The following is a 15,068-nucleotide window of genomic DNA, read 5'->3' on the forward strand; positions in this document are numbered from 1 at the left end:
TACATCCTTTTTACATTCATGTTAGGAATGGTGCGGCTTCGGTCTTCCCGACAGTTTTTTCAGGACGCCGGCACCGATAACGATAATTACGCCCGCAACCGGGATAATCCAGTGCGGAATGTTTGAAAGCAGCAAGTCGGAAACCGATTTGTCTTTCACAAACATCTCTCCGGCCGTATAACCGAGAATACCGGCCCCAAGGAAGACAAGAATAGGAAACTTCGTCAGCAGATTCATAACCAATGTGCTGCCCCAAATAATAATGGGAACGCTCAACCCGATACCCAAAATAATAACGGCGATGTCGTTATTGGCTTTTGCCGCAATAGCAAGCACATTATCCAGACTCATGACGAAATCGGCAACAATAATAGTCCAAACCGCTTTGCCAAGTGTGGAAGCTTCCTTCACATTTGCATGACCGTCATCATCAATGAGCAGCTTGATGGCGATCCAGATCAGCAGGAGCGAGCCAGCCGCCTGCAGATAAGGCACCTGCAATATGTAAACGGCTATAACGGTAAGAATAAGGCGTAAGCCTATTGCCCCGAAAGCCCCCCACCAGATCGCTTTTTTTCGTTGACTTAACGGCAGATTTTTACTGGCCAAAGCAATAACAACCGCGTTATCGCCGCTTAATACGATATTGATTAACATAATCTGCAAGAAAAGCAGGAACCATTCTAACATGCGCTTCTAACCTCCAAATTCGCTATCCATATAGTCCATTCCACTTCATACGCTGCATTCGGCATCCCGTTTCGCAATCATTTAGAAAAAGCTTGAGAATTTGGACTCCTGCCCTGCATGAATCCAGACGGTTTCCGTCATTTGCGCCGCGCGGTCAATTTCCTCCTCCAGCCATTCCATTTGCTTCTCGATGCTCATAACTACCCGCAAATTCGGATTGGTGCTCGGCGACGGCGGAAGAAAGAGCGTACAGCAATCTTCATGAGGCTGGATCGAAATAGCAAACGTATCGATCGTCTCCGCAATGTCAATGATTTGCTGCTTCTCCATACAAATCAAAGGCTGAATAACTGGCAGGTCCACTGCTCTGCCGATAACGTTCATGCTGGCGAGTGTTTGGCTCGCCACTTGCCCGAGGCTTTCTCCCGTAACGATAGCCATGGCCTCATTGGCTTCGGCAAGCTTCTCCGTAATACGAAACATAGCCCGTCTTAATATAGTAATCAGAAGGTTTTGGTTATATGACTGATGAACCCGGGTTTGCAGATCGGTGAAGGGAACGAGATGAAGCTTGATATCGCCTCCATATTCCGATAGCTTGCCAACCAGATCCTTTACTTTTTGCTGGGACCGCTCGGAGGTATAAGGGTAGCTGTGAAAATGAACCGCTTCGATCCTCAAGCCCTGTCGCATCGCGAGGAACCCGGCCACCGGGCTGTCTATGCCTCCCGAAAGCATGAGCATCGCCTTCCCATTCGTGCCGACCGGGAACCCTCCTGCCCCAGCTTCTACCTGGGAATAAATAAGCGCCCGCTCTTCGCGGAGCTCCACCTTCAGCTCCACTTCAGGACGATGGACATCGACCTTGAGACCAGGTATAGCGCGCAGCACAGCAGCGCTAACCCGTTGATTCATTTCTTGAGAATCATACGGAAAGCTTTTATTCACACGTCTTACCGATACTTTAAAGCTGTCCGGCACCCGTCCGATCTTGAGCATAGCTTCTAACGCGACGGATTGAACGGCTTCAAGCTCCAGAGGAGCCGTAAAGACTGGACTGAACGAAGTCAGCCCCAGTATTGTTTTCAAGCGAAGGGCTATCTCCTCATACGGCTCGCCATTTAGCGTAATGTATACTCTTCCAAAATCGCGCTGAAACGTTAAGCGATCATAGGGCCGCAGCTTTTTTCTAATTTGCTCGTAGACCGTTTTTTCAAAACGGTGCCTGTTTTTTCCTTTTAACACAAGTTCCCCGAGGCGGAGAACTATCAAATCCGGTGCCATAGCTACCTCCGTCTGCTCTGAGTTGTCATTGTCGGTTTTAATTTTTCTACAACCTCACGCAATGCCCGGCCAAAAAATTCCGCATCCTCCATGCTCTGGTCCAGCGAGTAGCTAAGCCGGATTCCATGCGCCGCTCTTGCATCGTCATATCCCATAGCATGAAGCACCCGGCTGGGCAGTTCAGCTCCCGACGAGCATGCAGATCGGGTCGAAACATAGATCTGATGCTGTTCTAAAGCATGAACTAGAACCTCCGACTTCATACCCGGAAAAGAAAAATGAACGATATGGGGCGCCATATCCTCTGCGCGCTCGGATCCGCTCAGCTTAAGCTCCGGAATGGCTTGAATCGCCGAAACAAACCTTTCACGCAGTCTGGAGGTATGCTCGAAAAACGTTTCGCGGTGATCATAAGCGATTCGCACGGCTTTAGCCATTCCGACTACGGCAGGAACATTCTCCGTTCCCGACCGGATACCCGCTTCCTGTCCGCCTCCCCAAAGCAAGGGTGTAAGCTCCAGTCCTTGCCGGCAATAGAGGAACCCTATACCCTTGGGGCCGCGAAGCTTATGTGCAGAGCAAGAAAACAGATCGATTCGCTGCTTGACCGGGTCTATCGGCAGCTTGCCGACCGCTTGAACGGCGTCAACGTGAAAGACCGCTTTAGGATAGCTTCTTAAGAGCTCCCCTATTTCCGAAATCGGCTGTATTCGTCCCATCTCGTTATTGACGGCCATAATGCTGACTAGAATCGTATCGTCCGTCAAAGCCTGCTCCAAATGATCCATACGGACACATCCGGTCTCATCAACGGGCAAATAGGTAACCCGGAAGCCTTGATGCTCCAGCTGCTGAAATGTCTCGTAGACGGATGCATGCTCGATGACGCTGGTTATTATATGGTTGCCGCGGTGCCTGAACTTGCTTACAGTCCCTTGAATAGCCAAATTGTTGCTTTCCGTTCCTCCGGAAGTAAAGCGGATTTCGTCAGGAAGCACATTCAAGCACTTGGCTATTACAGCCCTGGATTGCCGGATCAGCTGCTCCGCCTCCATACCGATGCGATGCAGGGAAGAAGGGTTGCCGAAATGCTTCTTCATGATCTCAGCCATCGTATCGACGACTTCGTCATAAGGAGGCGTCGTCGCCGCATAATCCAAATACAGCATGCCATATCCCTCCTTATCATAAAAATAAGACCCAGCTTAAGCCCCTTCCAAGAACAGGGCGCTTGCAGTAGGTCTTGGTATATTGCCGCAGTTAAGCTTCATAATCACGCTGCAGTCGCAGCACCTTGCCTACATAAGCTTGGGTTTCGCTCGGCAATAAATGCATCTTGGACTTCAGCTCTTGATCGTTCGTAATTCCTAAACGGTCTATTCGTCCCGGACCCGCATTATAAGCAGCTAATGCAACACCGCGGTTCCCATTGTACTTCTGGAGCAAACCGGCCAGATACTGGGTTCCGCCATTAATATTTTGGGCTGGATCAAACGGGTTCGTTACCCCTAATCCCCTGCTGGTGCCATCCATAAGCTGCATTAAGCCTTTGGCTCCAGCTCCGGACACCGCCCACGGATTAAAAGAGGATTCCGTATCAATGACCGCTTTGACCAAGCTGGATTGAACGCCGTGCTTACGGCTTGCGCTTTCTATTAAAGCTTCAAGATCTCCGGCTGATTTCACGCTGCCCGGCTTCTGTACGGAAGCATACGCCCCATAAGGCATAACAGGAACATAACTGTTCCGAAAAGGCTGCAACGAACCGGAAGAAGCGATCGTCCCAGCTGCCGCCAACGGTCTATCGGAGCTCGATGCCGATGAGGATAACAGACTGTTCAGGATTTCCGAGAAATTAGTATCGTCTTCCGTCGCAGTCTGCGCACTCGAAGATAACAAGCTTGATTTGCTTAAGATCTGAAGCTGAAGCAATTCCTTAATCGTTCTAGGGTCAATGTTCATTTCTGTTATATGCTCCCTATTCCCAGTTTCACCCCCTATTGTACACTGTTTTGGACTTGCCATCCAGTTCTTTTTGCACTAATTGTCAGAAACCTATGGTTACGTTGTTTCAAAGCTTAGGTAAACATAAAAAAGCACAGGATATCCCATACCCCGTGCTTGGTAATAAACCTGCCATGATGAAATGATAAAATACCCGTTAAGAATAAAGAGGCAGCAGCAAAAAATAACCGGCCAATGAAATAAGCCCAAGGATGACGGACCAAACCCCTAATGCCCGTATCCCCCGCATGTACGACAGGCCCCCTATAACAATGGCGGCTGTGCCGAGCGTTACCGGAAACATAAACATCGACAAGATAGCCGCAGCTAGCGCCGTATACCCTAACCAGCGGCTTTGGCCGCGGGCTTCGGCCCCCACATCCGTTGCCGACTCCATTTTCCGTTTGGATGACTCCCTTGTATGAACAGGAGCCTGAACGGGAGGACCGAAAGTAGACGAAATTTCGGCAGCATACTCATCCGAATCTTTAAACGTGTAAGGCTTCGGCATCCGCTTCATGGAATCATGCCTGGACTTGGCCTGTGCCCTTGCTCGCCCCCGCTTCCTATGGTCAGTCATAGGTTATCCCTCCGATCTGCCTGATCGTAGCTAAGACTACTTCTTCTTCGGCTGAAACGTGTGGCAGCAGGTGCTGCGGACACTTCCCGCACGGTCTTGATGATCGTCGAAGTCTTGAGCGAATTCGGAGTCATACTGGTCGTTGGCGTGTTTGTCGATCTCAATCATGATGGATTTGGCTGCGCACTGATTCCCTTCTGCCCAGAAATTACAGTTGGAAACACTGCATCTTACGTCTGGCATCCATATCACCCCCTCCTCAATGTGCCCGAAGAAGGGGGGGCGCTATACTATCTGTATAGCTGGGAATATAGCACAAGATACATCGCATGGGACCATAACAATGGAGTAGCCGGGGTCCCCCAACGTTCCACCCATTGCTTGTAAATATCTGTCGGAGCATGTGGAACCTGCTCCGGCAAGCGTCCCAATGCATCAGCTTGCCGCACAATCCATTCGAGTGCAGCCTCCGCATGCTCACGTCTGCCAGCCTTATATTCGATCCAGCCATACCAGGCTGTGAGCAGAATCCACTCGCCGCCGCCATAATATTCATCCCCTGCATATCTTCGGACTCCGCTTTGATCGCTTTTTAAATCCGTCCTAAGTTTATCCAGGGTAACAGACATCATCGGATGATCTACCGAAAATACTTGAAATGGCTCACAAAGCCACATCAGACTCGCATCCACACCGGCATAACTGACGTCATATTGACCGTTGTCTGCCGGACGAATGCTTTTTACAAAGCTGCCCGTTTGCCGGTCAACACAATGCTCTAACAAAAACTTGCGGATGGACCCGGTAACCTCATCGATGGAAGGGTCATTGATATAGGGTCTCATCGAGGTTAAACCGCCATATATGCAGGCAAGCGTAGAGGCATGAATTTGATCGTTGCGTTCCTCCCAGCAATCAAAATTCGGCTGCATCCAGAATGCGCTCAAATACCGTATAGTTAGTTCTACGCTGGTCCGGAACGATTCCGGTACCGAGGTCAGTCCCGATTGGTTCCAATGCCACGCAAGCCCCCATAACCAGGCTCCGTAACCGTCCAATTGAAAATGCCCCCACTCCGAGTGTTCATCGTCACGGCCATCGAGGTGGTATCTTGTATGTAAAAATTCGTGCTGAGCAATAGGCTCGCCCCTTTGATGCTTTTGCAGCAAGGCTTCCACACGATCCTTAAGCCGCGTCAGCACTTGATTCACCCAATCATGAAACTTCGCAGAGCTTTCCCTGTCCCCGGCTATATCCATCGAATAAGCAATAAAACTGCCGTCCCTTAGCCAGCTGAACGTATAATGGGAAAATAAAGGACATGCTACGTAACTCCCGCTAGGATGTTGGTTAAACCGGATGATCTGTTTGCTGATTGCAGCCAATTCATGCATAGTAACGGCCACAAGCGTACCCCCTCTCTAAACAAAAAGAGATGCATTAAGCATCTCTAGTAAGTATTTCCAAGTTGTTCTATTTATACGCGTTCGCCCTGCATGCGCTTTTGCGTAATATAATCCGTTTCATAATAAGCCAAGTCTTCACGAAGCGTCTCAAAAATTTTGGACAGCTCGATAGTCAGGTCACGAACGGCCCGAACCGGCTTTTTGCGGAAGCGGATCGCATCTTGTCCCGTGTAAGCGTATCGTCCATCCTCAGAATAGCATTCATTTTTAGGATAGAAGAAATTATTGACGCAGCTGTGGTACACTTCATACAATACTTTCTCAGCATACTCCACATTAAACGTAGGACGTCTCAAGCTTACGCCAAGCTTCTCATAAGCCACTTCGCAGAAAACAAGAAGATGGCGAGTGTCGGATAAGTACCCCTTATAAAATTCCTCCATTGTTGGATCCATTTCAGAATTCAGCTTTTGCAAGGAATGATCGTTCAAGAAAGTTTCCATTTTCGTGATGGCATCGCTTAGCTTGGATTTAGTCGTTTCACATAAATTTTTCACATTAAACATCGCCATAAGTCAAGACCTCCTGTATTTGAAACAAAACATGCTGATAAATAATCATAATATCTTCTCTTCATCCTACCACAAAATGTAGCTAAAAGTAATACGAAAAATAACTATTGGCAAAAAACGAGGAGATGATTTCCGGTTGTAATCTATTCTTCATACGGAGACTCTAACGGTATCATCAAGGAAAAGGAGTCAGTCCGATGTGGAAATACGCCTTGTCTTTTGCATTATTGCTTGCCTTTGGTGCGCTCCTGTTTCCCCGTAACGAAGGTGCACCCCGTATTGCAAATTTGTCTCCCGCTGAGGAGATCAAAGTGAAACAAGCTACCCTGTCGCAGGATATGAAGCTGACGGACGATTTATGCCGTTCGCAATGCAGCCTGGAGCTTGGGCGTATCCTTAGCCAAGCCGAGCATCAATCCGCGGATAAGAAGCAAACCGGTCTTACAACCCTGCAGCAGGAACATCCTCATATGCTTAAGCTGTATTGGGCAACCAAGAACGAGCCTCTCGACCGCAGCTTGCAGGCAGGCCAAATGGATGATGCTCTTCGTTCACTCGCCGAGCCGGAATTAAAGAAAGCGAAGGATCATACGGATCGGGGAGAAAGCTACCAATCCTCGCCTTTTCAGCATCAGGGCGAACCTTTTTTTGTTCTTGGCGTTCCTTCCAAAAGCTCCGATTCGGCCATGATTGGAGTCGTCAAGCAGACCATCTTGAAACAGGTGGAGAACCATCAGCTTAAAAACCTGCGAATTGTGACCTATCCGGCTGACAATAACTACAAGATTGAATCGGTGGATTCCAGGACATTGCAGGATGTTAAAGTGAACCATCCGGAAGAAAACGAAGGGACAAGCCATTATCATGTGAATCAGGTCGTCGTCCGATTCAAGCAGGAGCCCTCCAGCGCAGATTTAGCCAAGATCGAAGCGGATATAGGCACGACCCATTACCGTAAGGTTGGTTACACATATGTCTTCGAATCCCGTAAGTTGGAAGCCAAGCAATTGATGGACTACTTTCAAAAGTGGAATGTCGCTTATGCAGAGCCGCATTTTTTATATTTAACCAATAGTGAAGCTGTTGACGCGGTTAAAGAGAACGGCTCCCAGGCTTCTGACAATACCAATTTCAAGCCTAACGACTCCTTATATCAGCGATATCAATGGAACCTGCCTCTTATCGATACGGAATCCGGCTGGGCTATATCCAAAGGATCTCAGGACGTCAAGGTGGCTATCGTGGATACCGGAGTGGATTTGAATCACCCGGATTTGAAAGACCAGTTGATCTCCGGATATAACGTAGTCAATAGCGATGCTCCCCCAGCAGACGACGTAGGCCACGGAACCCATGTTGCCGGAGTCGTCGGCGCTATCGTCAACAACCATCTGGGAGTAGCCGGAATGAGCTGGTATAACCGCATTATGCCGGTCAAAGTATTGGACCAAAGCGGTGCGGGCAGCACGTACTCCGTCGCGCAGGGAATCATCTGGGCTACCGATCACGGAGCCAAAGTCATCAATATGAGCCTTGGCAATTACGCTCAAGCCAATTTCCTGCATGACGCCATCAAGTATGCTTACGATCATGATGTTGTCCTGATTGCCGCGAGCGGCAATGATAACACAGCGACTCCCGGCTTCCCGGCGGCATACCCAGAGGTATTTGCCGTAGCCGCTACAGACGCCAATAAAAATAAAGCATCCTTCTCCAACTACGGGGATTATATCGACGTTGCCGCGCCTGGCGTCAGCATCGCGAGCACCTATCCGCATAATCAATATGCTGCTTTATCCGGCACCTCCATGGCAAGTCCGCATGTCACTGCGCTGGCTGCCTTGATCCGATCTGTAAATCCGCAATTGAAAAACACAGAGGTTATGCAGATTATGCGGGATACCGCACAAGATATCGGACCTAAAGGAAAGGACCCTTACTACGGATACGGATTGATTGATGTCGTTGCCGCTTTGAACAAAGCTCAAGGCAATAAAAATCCGCAAACCATGCAAAAACCGCAAAATCACACAGAAACCAAAACACCCGAAGCGGCTCCCGCCCGGTCCGATTGGGCACAGAGACTCCTGGAACGCCTCGGATGGAGATAATCTTCGCTAATTGTTTATTTCCAATAAATAAGTATCAACAGCACAAAAACCGCCTGCAAGGGCGGTTTTTGTCGGTTCCAGGAAAGCTTGCCGTAAGCCGGGTTCTGTACTTCCAGTGGTCGTAACGGGTACCACCCTCCCACCGTTGAAGCGACAATCATCTATCTAGGCCAAACATTGCTGCTTGGCTCAAGCGACCAACCCGAACGCGTCCCGGGCAAGGACTATCTTCGAAAAGATGTGCGTTCCATTAGGTCTTGCTCCAAATGGGGTTTACCAGGACATATGTCACCATATCTCCTCGTGGTCTCTTACACCACGGTTCCACCCTTGCCTGTGCGAAGGGCAAGCCCTCCGCCATCGGCGGTCCATTTCTGTGGCACTAGCCTTCAGCTCGCGCTGACTGGACGTTATCCAGCATTCTGCCCTGCGGAGCCCGGACTTTCCTCTCGTGATTTCTCACCAGCGATTGTCTGTCAAGCTTTCCTGATGTGCATTTGCTAGTATACTGCGATTTCGAATAAAAAACAACTGTCGTGTTGTTTCCATTTGAGCCAAATGACGTTATCACATGCAAAAAGCTGCATATTTGAAGCCCGTTAATGGTTATTTAGACAAAACGGAACGGCTCCGTATGAATTTCCGATGCGAAGACACCGGTTTCCGATTTTTTATCCTGCAGCTTTTTACGCAGGTAATCGGCAACCCCCTGCTTCATTATCTTCTCTACATTATGACCCGGGTCTATAATAGCAAGCCCCGCGGCCAAGGCATCATGCGCCGTATGGTAGTCGATATCGCCGGTAATCAATACGTCGGCTCCCGCAAACAGAGCATGGCGCACATAGCGGCTGCCTGAGCCGCCCAGTACCGCGATTTTACGTACGGAACGGGCAGGATCACCTACAACACGTACCGCAGGAACATCATAGGCCTGCTTCACCTTCTCACACAGCTCCTGCAGCGTTACGGCATCGTCCAGCTTGCCGACACGGCCTAAACCGAAGGTCCGGCCTTTTAAATCCAATTGATACAAGTCATACGCCACTTCTTCGTAAGGATGTGATTTCAGCATAGCCTGGATCGCTTTGCGCTCGATGCTTTGCGGAATAATGGTTTCAAGTCGGACCTCCCGCACTTCTTCCAGCTTCCCTTGCTTGCCTATAAAGGGGTCGCTCCCCTCTTCCGGAACGAAGGTACCGGTCCCCTCGATATTGAAGCTGCAGTGGCTGTATTGTCCGATCCAGCCTGCACCGGCTTGGAACAGGGCCTGCCGCACTTTGTCCACGTGATCCTCCGGGATGAACACGACGAGCTTCTTCAGCTTGTCCGTATGGATATCCTCAAGCGGAGACAAACCCTGTAACCCTAACGCCTCTGCCATCAAATCGTTGACCCCGCCCTCCGCTACATCCAAATTCGTATGGGCGATATATACGGCAATATCGTTTTTGATCAGCTTCTCATACAGCTTTCCTGCAGGAGAATCCGTCTGGAGATGGGCCAAAGGTCTGAAAATAATCGCATGATGAGCAATAATCAAATTGGCCTGCAGACGAATGGCCTCATCGACTACCTCGTCGATCACGTCCAAAGCCACCAGAACATTGGTGATCTCTTTGTTCAGAGTACCCAATTGCAAGCCTATCTTATCATCGGGTACGGCATAATGTTTGGGTGCAAGCTCCTCCATCAATTGGATGACGTTTTGTCCTTTTGCAAGCATGCCATAACCTCCTTGATTCGTTTCATTTCCAGCTCCAGGTCCTTTTCTTTGGACCGCGACTCCGCTGCTTCAGACAAAGCCAGCTGACGTCGTATCATCTCCAGCTTGCCTAATTCCTGCTCCCATTTCTGGAACCATACCACAGAAGGCTGCCGTATCAAATAAGGACCCATTTTTATTAGCTGCTCGCGGTCCATAGTAACGCCTCCATGGAGGGTGCGAGTCTGATACAGCTCCTCATTGCTAACCTCAGCTTGCCCGGACGGCTCGGCTACGAGAATTTCGTATATTTTGCCATCCTCCTCCAAAATAAGCTCATCCGTTAGAACCCAGTGATGCTCCAGCAGCCAGCTGCGAACGTTGGCTTCCCCGACATTCGGCTGAAGAACGAGACGCTTTACACCGGCCAGTTTCTCTTTACCCGCCTCCAGAATACTCGCAATCAAGGCGCCTCCCATGCCGGCTATAGTTATTACCTCGACTTCGCCTGCTGAAATGACCGCCAATCCATCCCCGAGACGTACGTCTACTATTTCTTCCAGTCGGGATTCACGAATTTGCTTGGAAGCTGCCTGGAAAGGACCCGGATTTACTTCTCCCGCAATCCCTTTCACAATGCGCCCTTGAAGCGCCAAAAAGCTGGGAAGCAGAGCGTGGTCGGAGCCAATATCGGCCAGACTGCTCCCGGCAGGTACCTGCTTCGCTATCCATTCCAGTCGTTTTGATAATTTTAACATATTATGCAACCCACTCAGTCCATTTTTTTCTAAATGTAAACAATACGCTTGCTTCTAGAAATATTTTGCATACCAGGGCCAATTGTACCGCTTGAGGCCCATACTGTTCGGCATACAGCATACCATATAATTCGGGCATAAACCAAACGATACAGCTCAGCATAAGGAAGACTGTGCTTGTTTGCTTCGTTTTCTGATGCAGGAGCCATCCAAGCCAGCCAAACAGCAGACTGAGAGGCACCCAGCTTAGCTCCAGAGTTACCCAATTGATGGAATCCAGCTGATAATGCAGCAGCCAGCCATAGCAGAAAACAAGTGCGACCCAGCCGCTTAGTTGAAAAAGCAGGAAACGGGACAATAGACCCGTAAGCAGCCATATGAGACTGCACAGAACAACATAGCCTACGACAAGCACCGATTCATAAATATGATACAATCGGAACAAATACACGCCAATAAAGAGCAGGAAGAGCGAGGCCATCCCGAACAAGATTTGCGCTCTAAGCGGCTCTTTGTCTTTCTGCAGGCTTCCTGTCGCGTAGCATAGAAAAAGGAAGGTTAAGGAAACCCCAATTTGCATTGGTAAATTAAAAGCGGTAAAATTAAGAGCAGTTAAAGAAATGACGGCGATGAAGCCGAAGAGAAGAACCCATATTTTCCAATTACTGTTTTTTATCGCGTTAGGCGTAATCCCCAGGAACGATGTTTTGCCAGAAGCTTGATTTGTTCCCTCCTCCAAATAGAGGTTTAATAAAAAATCACAATAATGTTCAGGCAGCAGCTTGCTTTTGCGCCATTGCTCGATTTCGCGAATAATTATTTTTCTTTTATCATCCATACTAATGCTTTCACCTCTTTAACGACCTATTTGCTAATTACTACTTGTTCATTTATCGGTTGAGGTGAAACAAAAAATTAGACCTAACTGCAGCAAGTGCAGAAAGGTCGTAGGGTTCAAGCTGTTTATTCAAGAAAATCTTTCAATCGTTTGCTGCGGCTAGGATGTCTCAGCTTACGCAGCGCTTTCGCTTCGATTTGGCGAATCCGCTCACGGGTAACTCCGAACACCTTGCCGACTTCCTCCAGTGTACGTGTACGCCCGTCATCCAAGCCGAAACGAAGCCGGAGTACGTTTTCTTCACGTTCGGTTAACGTATCGAGCACGTCCTCGAGCTGTTCCTTCAATAATTCATAAGCAGCCGCATCTGCAGGAGCCAACGCTTCCTGATCCTCGATAAAATCACCCAGGTGAGAATCGTCTTCCTCTCCGATTGGCGTTTCCAGCGATACCGGCTCCTGAGCAATCTTCATAATTTCACGGACCTTATCGGTGCTGAGATCCATTTCCTTAGCGATTTCCTCAGGCATAGGCTCACGTCCAAGCTCTTGAAGAAGCTGCCGCGATACACGAATCAGCTTGTTAATCGTCTCAACCATATGCACCGGAAAACGGATCGTTCTTGCCTGGTCCGCAATCGCGCGGGTAATCGCTTGACGAATCCACCAGGTCGCATACGTACTGAACTTGAAGCCTTTGTCGTGGTCGAACTTCTCAACCGCTTTGATCAAGCCCATGTTACCTTCCTGGATAAGGTCGAGGAACAGCATCCCTCTTCCCACGTATCTCTTAGCAATGCTGACAACAAGACGCAGGTTGGCTTCGGCCAGACGGCGCTTGGCTTCCTCGTCTCCCAATTCGATACGCTTGGCAAGATCAATCTCATCCTCTGCCGACAGCAATGGAACTCTGCCGATCTCCTTCAAGTACATACGTACCGGATCGTTAATTTTGATACCCGGTGGCAGCGACAGATCATCATCAAAGTGGAAATCGTCATGCTCCTGATCCTGTCCATGCTCATGATCCTCATCCGATTCGTTGCCTACATCGATCCCCAACTCTGACAGATGTTCAAAAAACTCATCGATTTGCTCCGGATCCTGGTCAAAGGGAGCCAGCTTCTCCATAATATCTTTGTAGGTTAAAGAGGAACGCTTCTTGCCCTGCTCAATCAGCTGTTCCTTAACTTGCTCTAACGTCAACTCAGTCTCTATCTCCGTATGTTGATCGTTCGCCATAATCCAACTCCCTCCTCCCTAGAGACATCTTGTAGCTTCTCACGCTTAAGATGATTTCAATTGCTTTTCTAGGGATATAATCTCAATACCTATTTGTGCAGCCCGTGTTATGTCCCCTGAACGTTCTGCGCGAATCATTTCTTCTCTTTTTCGCTTAATTAATTGCTGCTGCGGATATTTTTTTATTTCTCGGATGTAATCATCAATGACTTGATTGTTGACCCCGTGAGAATTGCCCATCATTGCTATGGAACTGGCCAAGCTCTCCAGCTCCGCTTCTTGAAGCATGGCAATGAAGCTGCTCGCATTAGGCTCATACCCTTGTGCATAATAGGCGTACAAATAAGCAGCCAGCGCCGCGTGCGCATCTACGTTAAATTGGTCACCTAGCTCCCGTTCCACGTAGTGCGTCACTTCCCGATCGTACATCATGATAGCCAAGAGCTGACGCTCCGCATTATGATAAGCAAGATATAATGAGGGATTTGGCTGACGCGGTGCTCCGTCATTCATAACATTATTCCACGGTTTATCTTTATTATCCCCGAACTTGTTGTTTTTTTCCGCTTGGAGTCGAATTTCATTCAAGGTTTGTAATGTAAATTCGTAGGAATAATGGAATTCGGTTGACAGCTCCCTTACATAATGCTCTCGTTCGATTGGCGAAGGAATTTCAGCAATAATTTTCAAAGCTTGCTGAACATAACGCAGCTTTTCTCCATCCTCCTGCAGTTTGAAATTTTTGCGAAAATAAAGAAGTTTATATTTGATCGACGGTACGGCAGCTTCAATCACTTCCCGTACAAATCGTTCAGAACCGTTGCTGGCAATGTATTCGTCTGGATCTTGACCGTTTGGAATGATGGCGACCTTGACGAGCAGACCCGCCTTCTCCAGAATCGGAATGCTCTTATAGGCTGCTGCCTGACCTGCGGAATCTCCGTCATATGCAACAATGACCTGATCCGCCTGCTTGCGGATGATATCCGCGTGCTCGCTGGTCAACGCGGTTCCCATCGTGGCGACACCGTTGACAACCCCGGCCTCCCAAGCCTTAATGACATCCATATAGCCCTCGAACAACACCAATTGCTGATGCTTTCGAATATTAGGCCTTGCCAGATGCATATTATAGAGGCTTCGGCTCTTGTGAAACAGCATGGATTCGGGACTGTTCAAATATTTGGGCTGTGCGTCACCCATCGCTCTTCCCGCAAACGCAATGATGTTTCCCTTCCAGTCATGAATCGGAAATATGATTCGGTCGCGGAATTTATCGAAATATCCCTGATTTTCCTGCCTGGCTGAAATCAGTCCCCCTTTTTCCATTAAGGGCAGAGAGAACTGCCTCCGCTCCAAGAGCTGTGTCAGCGTATCCCATGGAGTGGGAGCGTAGCCGATTCCGAACGTTTCTATCTGTTTGTCGTTCAGACCCCGCGATCGTAGATATTGCATCGCCTGTTTGCCTTGCTCGGTATTTTTCAAAATATACTGATACAGCTTACCGGCAAGCTCATAGGCTTCAAGCAGCTTGGTTTTCTCAGGATTTTGCTCGCGACGCTGGTCCGCTATAGCATCGAGGCCGATATCCAGATTGGCTTCTTTGGCCAATTGGCTGACTGCCTCCGCAAAGGAATACCCCTCCATCGCCATCAAAAACTGAATGACACCGCCTCCGGCCCCACAGCCGAAGCAATGATAAATTTGCTTTTCAGGTGTAACGGTAAACGACGGCGTCTTTTCCGAATGAAAGGGACAAAGTCCTTTCATATAGTGCCCTTGCTTGCTTAAATGCACATAACGGCCAACGACATCCACAACATCATGATGCTTGAGGACTGTTTCGATGATTTCTTCCGGAATGCGTCCGTTACTCATC

The 15,068-nt window shown here is 48.8% G+C and carries 14 protein-coding genes and 1 other RNA gene; 1 reads left to right on the forward strand and 14 read right to left on the reverse strand.

Annotated elements, in window-relative coordinates; all coding sequences use genetic code 11:
• Window positions 1-21 precede the first annotated feature (21 nt).
• The 8 genes from B1728_RS12430 to B1728_RS12465 all read right to left on the reverse strand — a co-directional run bounded on the left by B1728_RS12430 (window position 22) and on the right by B1728_RS12465 (window position 6,536).
• A complete protein-coding gene (locus B1728_RS12430; protein ID WP_079910520.1) occupies window positions 22-690 on the reverse strand; it encodes a TerC family protein in 669 nt (222 codons plus the stop codon).
• Between the two features lie 81 nt (window positions 691-771).
• Window positions 772-1,974, reverse strand: coding sequence for a tRNA uracil 4-sulfurtransferase ThiI (gene thiI, locus B1728_RS12435; RefSeq protein ID WP_079910521.1), 1,203 nt, complete (start codon window positions 1,972-1,974; stop codon window positions 772-774).
• A gap of 2 nt (window positions 1,975-1,976) precedes the next feature.
• Entirely contained in the window at window positions 1,977-3,143 is a 1,167-nt protein-coding gene (locus B1728_RS12440) for a cysteine desulfurase family protein (RefSeq protein ID WP_079910522.1), read from the reverse strand.
• Between the two features lie 91 nt (window positions 3,144-3,234).
• The gene (locus B1728_RS12445; RefSeq protein ID WP_079910523.1) at window positions 3,235-3,936 is read right to left on the reverse strand and encodes a lytic transglycosylase domain-containing protein; all 702 of its coding nucleotides are present in this window, start codon (window positions 3,934-3,936) and stop codon (window positions 3,235-3,237) included.
• Between the two features lie 199 nt (window positions 3,937-4,135).
• A complete protein-coding gene (locus tag B1728_RS12450; RefSeq protein ID WP_079910524.1) occupies window positions 4,136-4,558 on the reverse strand; it encodes a hypothetical protein in 423 nt (140 codons plus the stop codon).
• 36 nt (window positions 4,559-4,594) lie between these two features.
• The gene (locus tag B1728_RS12455; RefSeq protein ID WP_079910525.1) at window positions 4,595-4,801 is read right to left on the reverse strand and encodes a DUF1540 domain-containing protein; all 207 of its coding nucleotides are present in this window, start codon (window positions 4,799-4,801) and stop codon (window positions 4,595-4,597) included.
• A 47-nt stretch (window positions 4,802-4,848) separates the two neighbouring features.
• Window positions 4,849-5,964 (reverse strand): glycoside hydrolase family 15 protein, encoded by a 1,116-nt coding sequence (locus tag B1728_RS12460; RefSeq protein WP_079910526.1) that lies wholly within the window; start codon window positions 5,962-5,964, stop codon window positions 4,849-4,851.
• A 71-nt stretch (window positions 5,965-6,035) separates the two neighbouring features.
• Entirely contained in the window at window positions 6,036-6,536 is a 501-nt protein-coding gene (locus B1728_RS12465; RefSeq protein ID WP_079910527.1) for a YpuI family protein, read from the reverse strand.
• A gap of 197 nt (window positions 6,537-6,733) precedes the next feature.
• On the opposite strand from B1728_RS12465, the gene B1728_RS12470 reads away from it, so the two are divergent.
• Complete coding sequence (locus B1728_RS12470; protein ID WP_079910528.1) at window positions 6,734-8,647, forward strand: S8 family peptidase; 1,914 nt, start codon at window positions 6,734-6,736, stop codon at window positions 8,645-8,647.
• Between the two features lie 78 nt (window positions 8,648-8,725).
• Here the strand turns inward: B1728_RS12470 and rnpB are convergent.
• The 6 genes from rnpB to dnaG form a co-directional block, all read right to left on the reverse strand.
• An RNA gene (gene rnpB / locus B1728_RS12475) (RNase P RNA component class A) lies at window positions 8,726-9,132 on the reverse strand.
• 125 nt (window positions 9,133-9,257) lie between these two features.
• Entirely contained in the window at window positions 9,258-10,373 is a 1,116-nt protein-coding gene (locus B1728_RS12480; RefSeq protein WP_079910529.1) for a Nif3-like dinuclear metal center hexameric protein, read from the reverse strand.
• Window positions 10,340-11,110, reverse strand: a complete 771-nt coding sequence (locus B1728_RS12485; RefSeq protein WP_079910530.1) for a tRNA (adenine(22)-N(1))-methyltransferase — start codon at window positions 11,108-11,110, stop codon at window positions 10,340-10,342. Before B1728_RS12485 ends, B1728_RS12480 begins: the two co-directional genes overlap by 34 nt.
• A 1-nt stretch (window position 11,111) precedes the next feature.
• Window positions 11,112-11,948, reverse strand: a complete 837-nt coding sequence (locus tag B1728_RS12490) for a hypothetical protein (RefSeq protein ID WP_079910531.1) — start codon at window positions 11,946-11,948, stop codon at window positions 11,112-11,114.
• A 125-nt stretch (window positions 11,949-12,073) separates the two neighbouring features.
• A complete protein-coding gene (gene rpoD, locus B1728_RS12495) occupies window positions 12,074-13,189 on the reverse strand; it encodes an RNA polymerase sigma factor RpoD (protein WP_079910532.1) in 1,116 nt (371 codons plus the stop codon).
• Window positions 13,190-13,234: 45 nt separating this feature from the next.
• A complete protein-coding gene (gene dnaG / locus B1728_RS12500; RefSeq protein WP_079910533.1) occupies window positions 13,235-15,067 on the reverse strand; it encodes a DNA primase in 1,833 nt (610 codons plus the stop codon).
• Window position 15,068: the final 1 nt, after the last annotated feature.

This window comes from Paenibacillus sp. 32352, from assembly GCF_002042965.1.
GTDB lineage: Bacteria > Bacillota > Bacilli > Paenibacillales > NBRC-103111 > Paenibacillus_S > Paenibacillus_S vulneris.

Bases quoted from the DNA above. Each gene is read 5' to 3' on its own strand.
- B1728_RS12430 (WP_079910520.1), bottom strand. From the start codon at position 690: ATGTTAGAATGGTTCCTGCTTTTCTTGCAGATTATGTTAATCAATATC.
- thiI (WP_079910521.1), bottom strand. From the start codon at position 1,974: ATGGCACCGGATTTGATAGTTCTCCGCCTCGGGGAACTTGTGTTAAAA.
- B1728_RS12440 (WP_079910522.1), bottom strand. From the start codon at position 3,143: ATGCTGTATTTGGATTATGCGGCGACGACGCCTCCTTATGACGAAGTC.
- B1728_RS12445 (WP_079910523.1), bottom strand. From the start codon at position 3,936: ATGAACATTGACCCTAGAACGATTAAGGAATTGCTTCAGCTTCAGATC.
- B1728_RS12450 (WP_079910524.1), bottom strand. From the start codon at position 4,558: ATGACTGACCATAGGAAGCGGGGGCGAGCAAGGGCACAGGCCAAGTCC.
- B1728_RS12455 (WP_079910525.1), bottom strand. From the start codon at position 4,801: ATGCCAGACGTAAGATGCAGTGTTTCCAACTGTAATTTCTGGGCAGAA.
- B1728_RS12465 (WP_079910527.1), bottom strand. From the start codon at position 6,536: ATGGCGATGTTTAATGTGAAAAATTTATGTGAAACGACTAAATCCAAG.
- B1728_RS12470 (WP_079910528.1), top strand. From the start codon at position 6,734: ATGTGGAAATACGCCTTGTCTTTTGCATTATTGCTTGCCTTTGGTGCG.
- B1728_RS12480 (WP_079910529.1), bottom strand. From the start codon at position 10,373: ATGCTTGCAAAAGGACAAAACGTCATCCAATTGATGGAGGAGCTTGCA.
- B1728_RS12485 (WP_079910530.1), bottom strand. From the start codon at position 11,110: ATGTTAAAATTATCAAAACGACTGGAATGGATAGCGAAGCAGGTACCT.
- B1728_RS12490 (WP_079910531.1), bottom strand. From the start codon at position 11,948: ATGGATGATAAAAGAAAAATAATTATTCGCGAAATCGAGCAATGGCGC.
- rpoD (WP_079910532.1), bottom strand. From the start codon at position 13,189: ATGGCGAACGATCAACATACGGAGATAGAGACTGAGTTGACGTTAGAG.
- dnaG (WP_079910533.1), bottom strand. From the start codon at position 15,067: ATGAGTAACGGACGCATTCCGGAAGAAATCATCGAAACAGTCCTCAAG.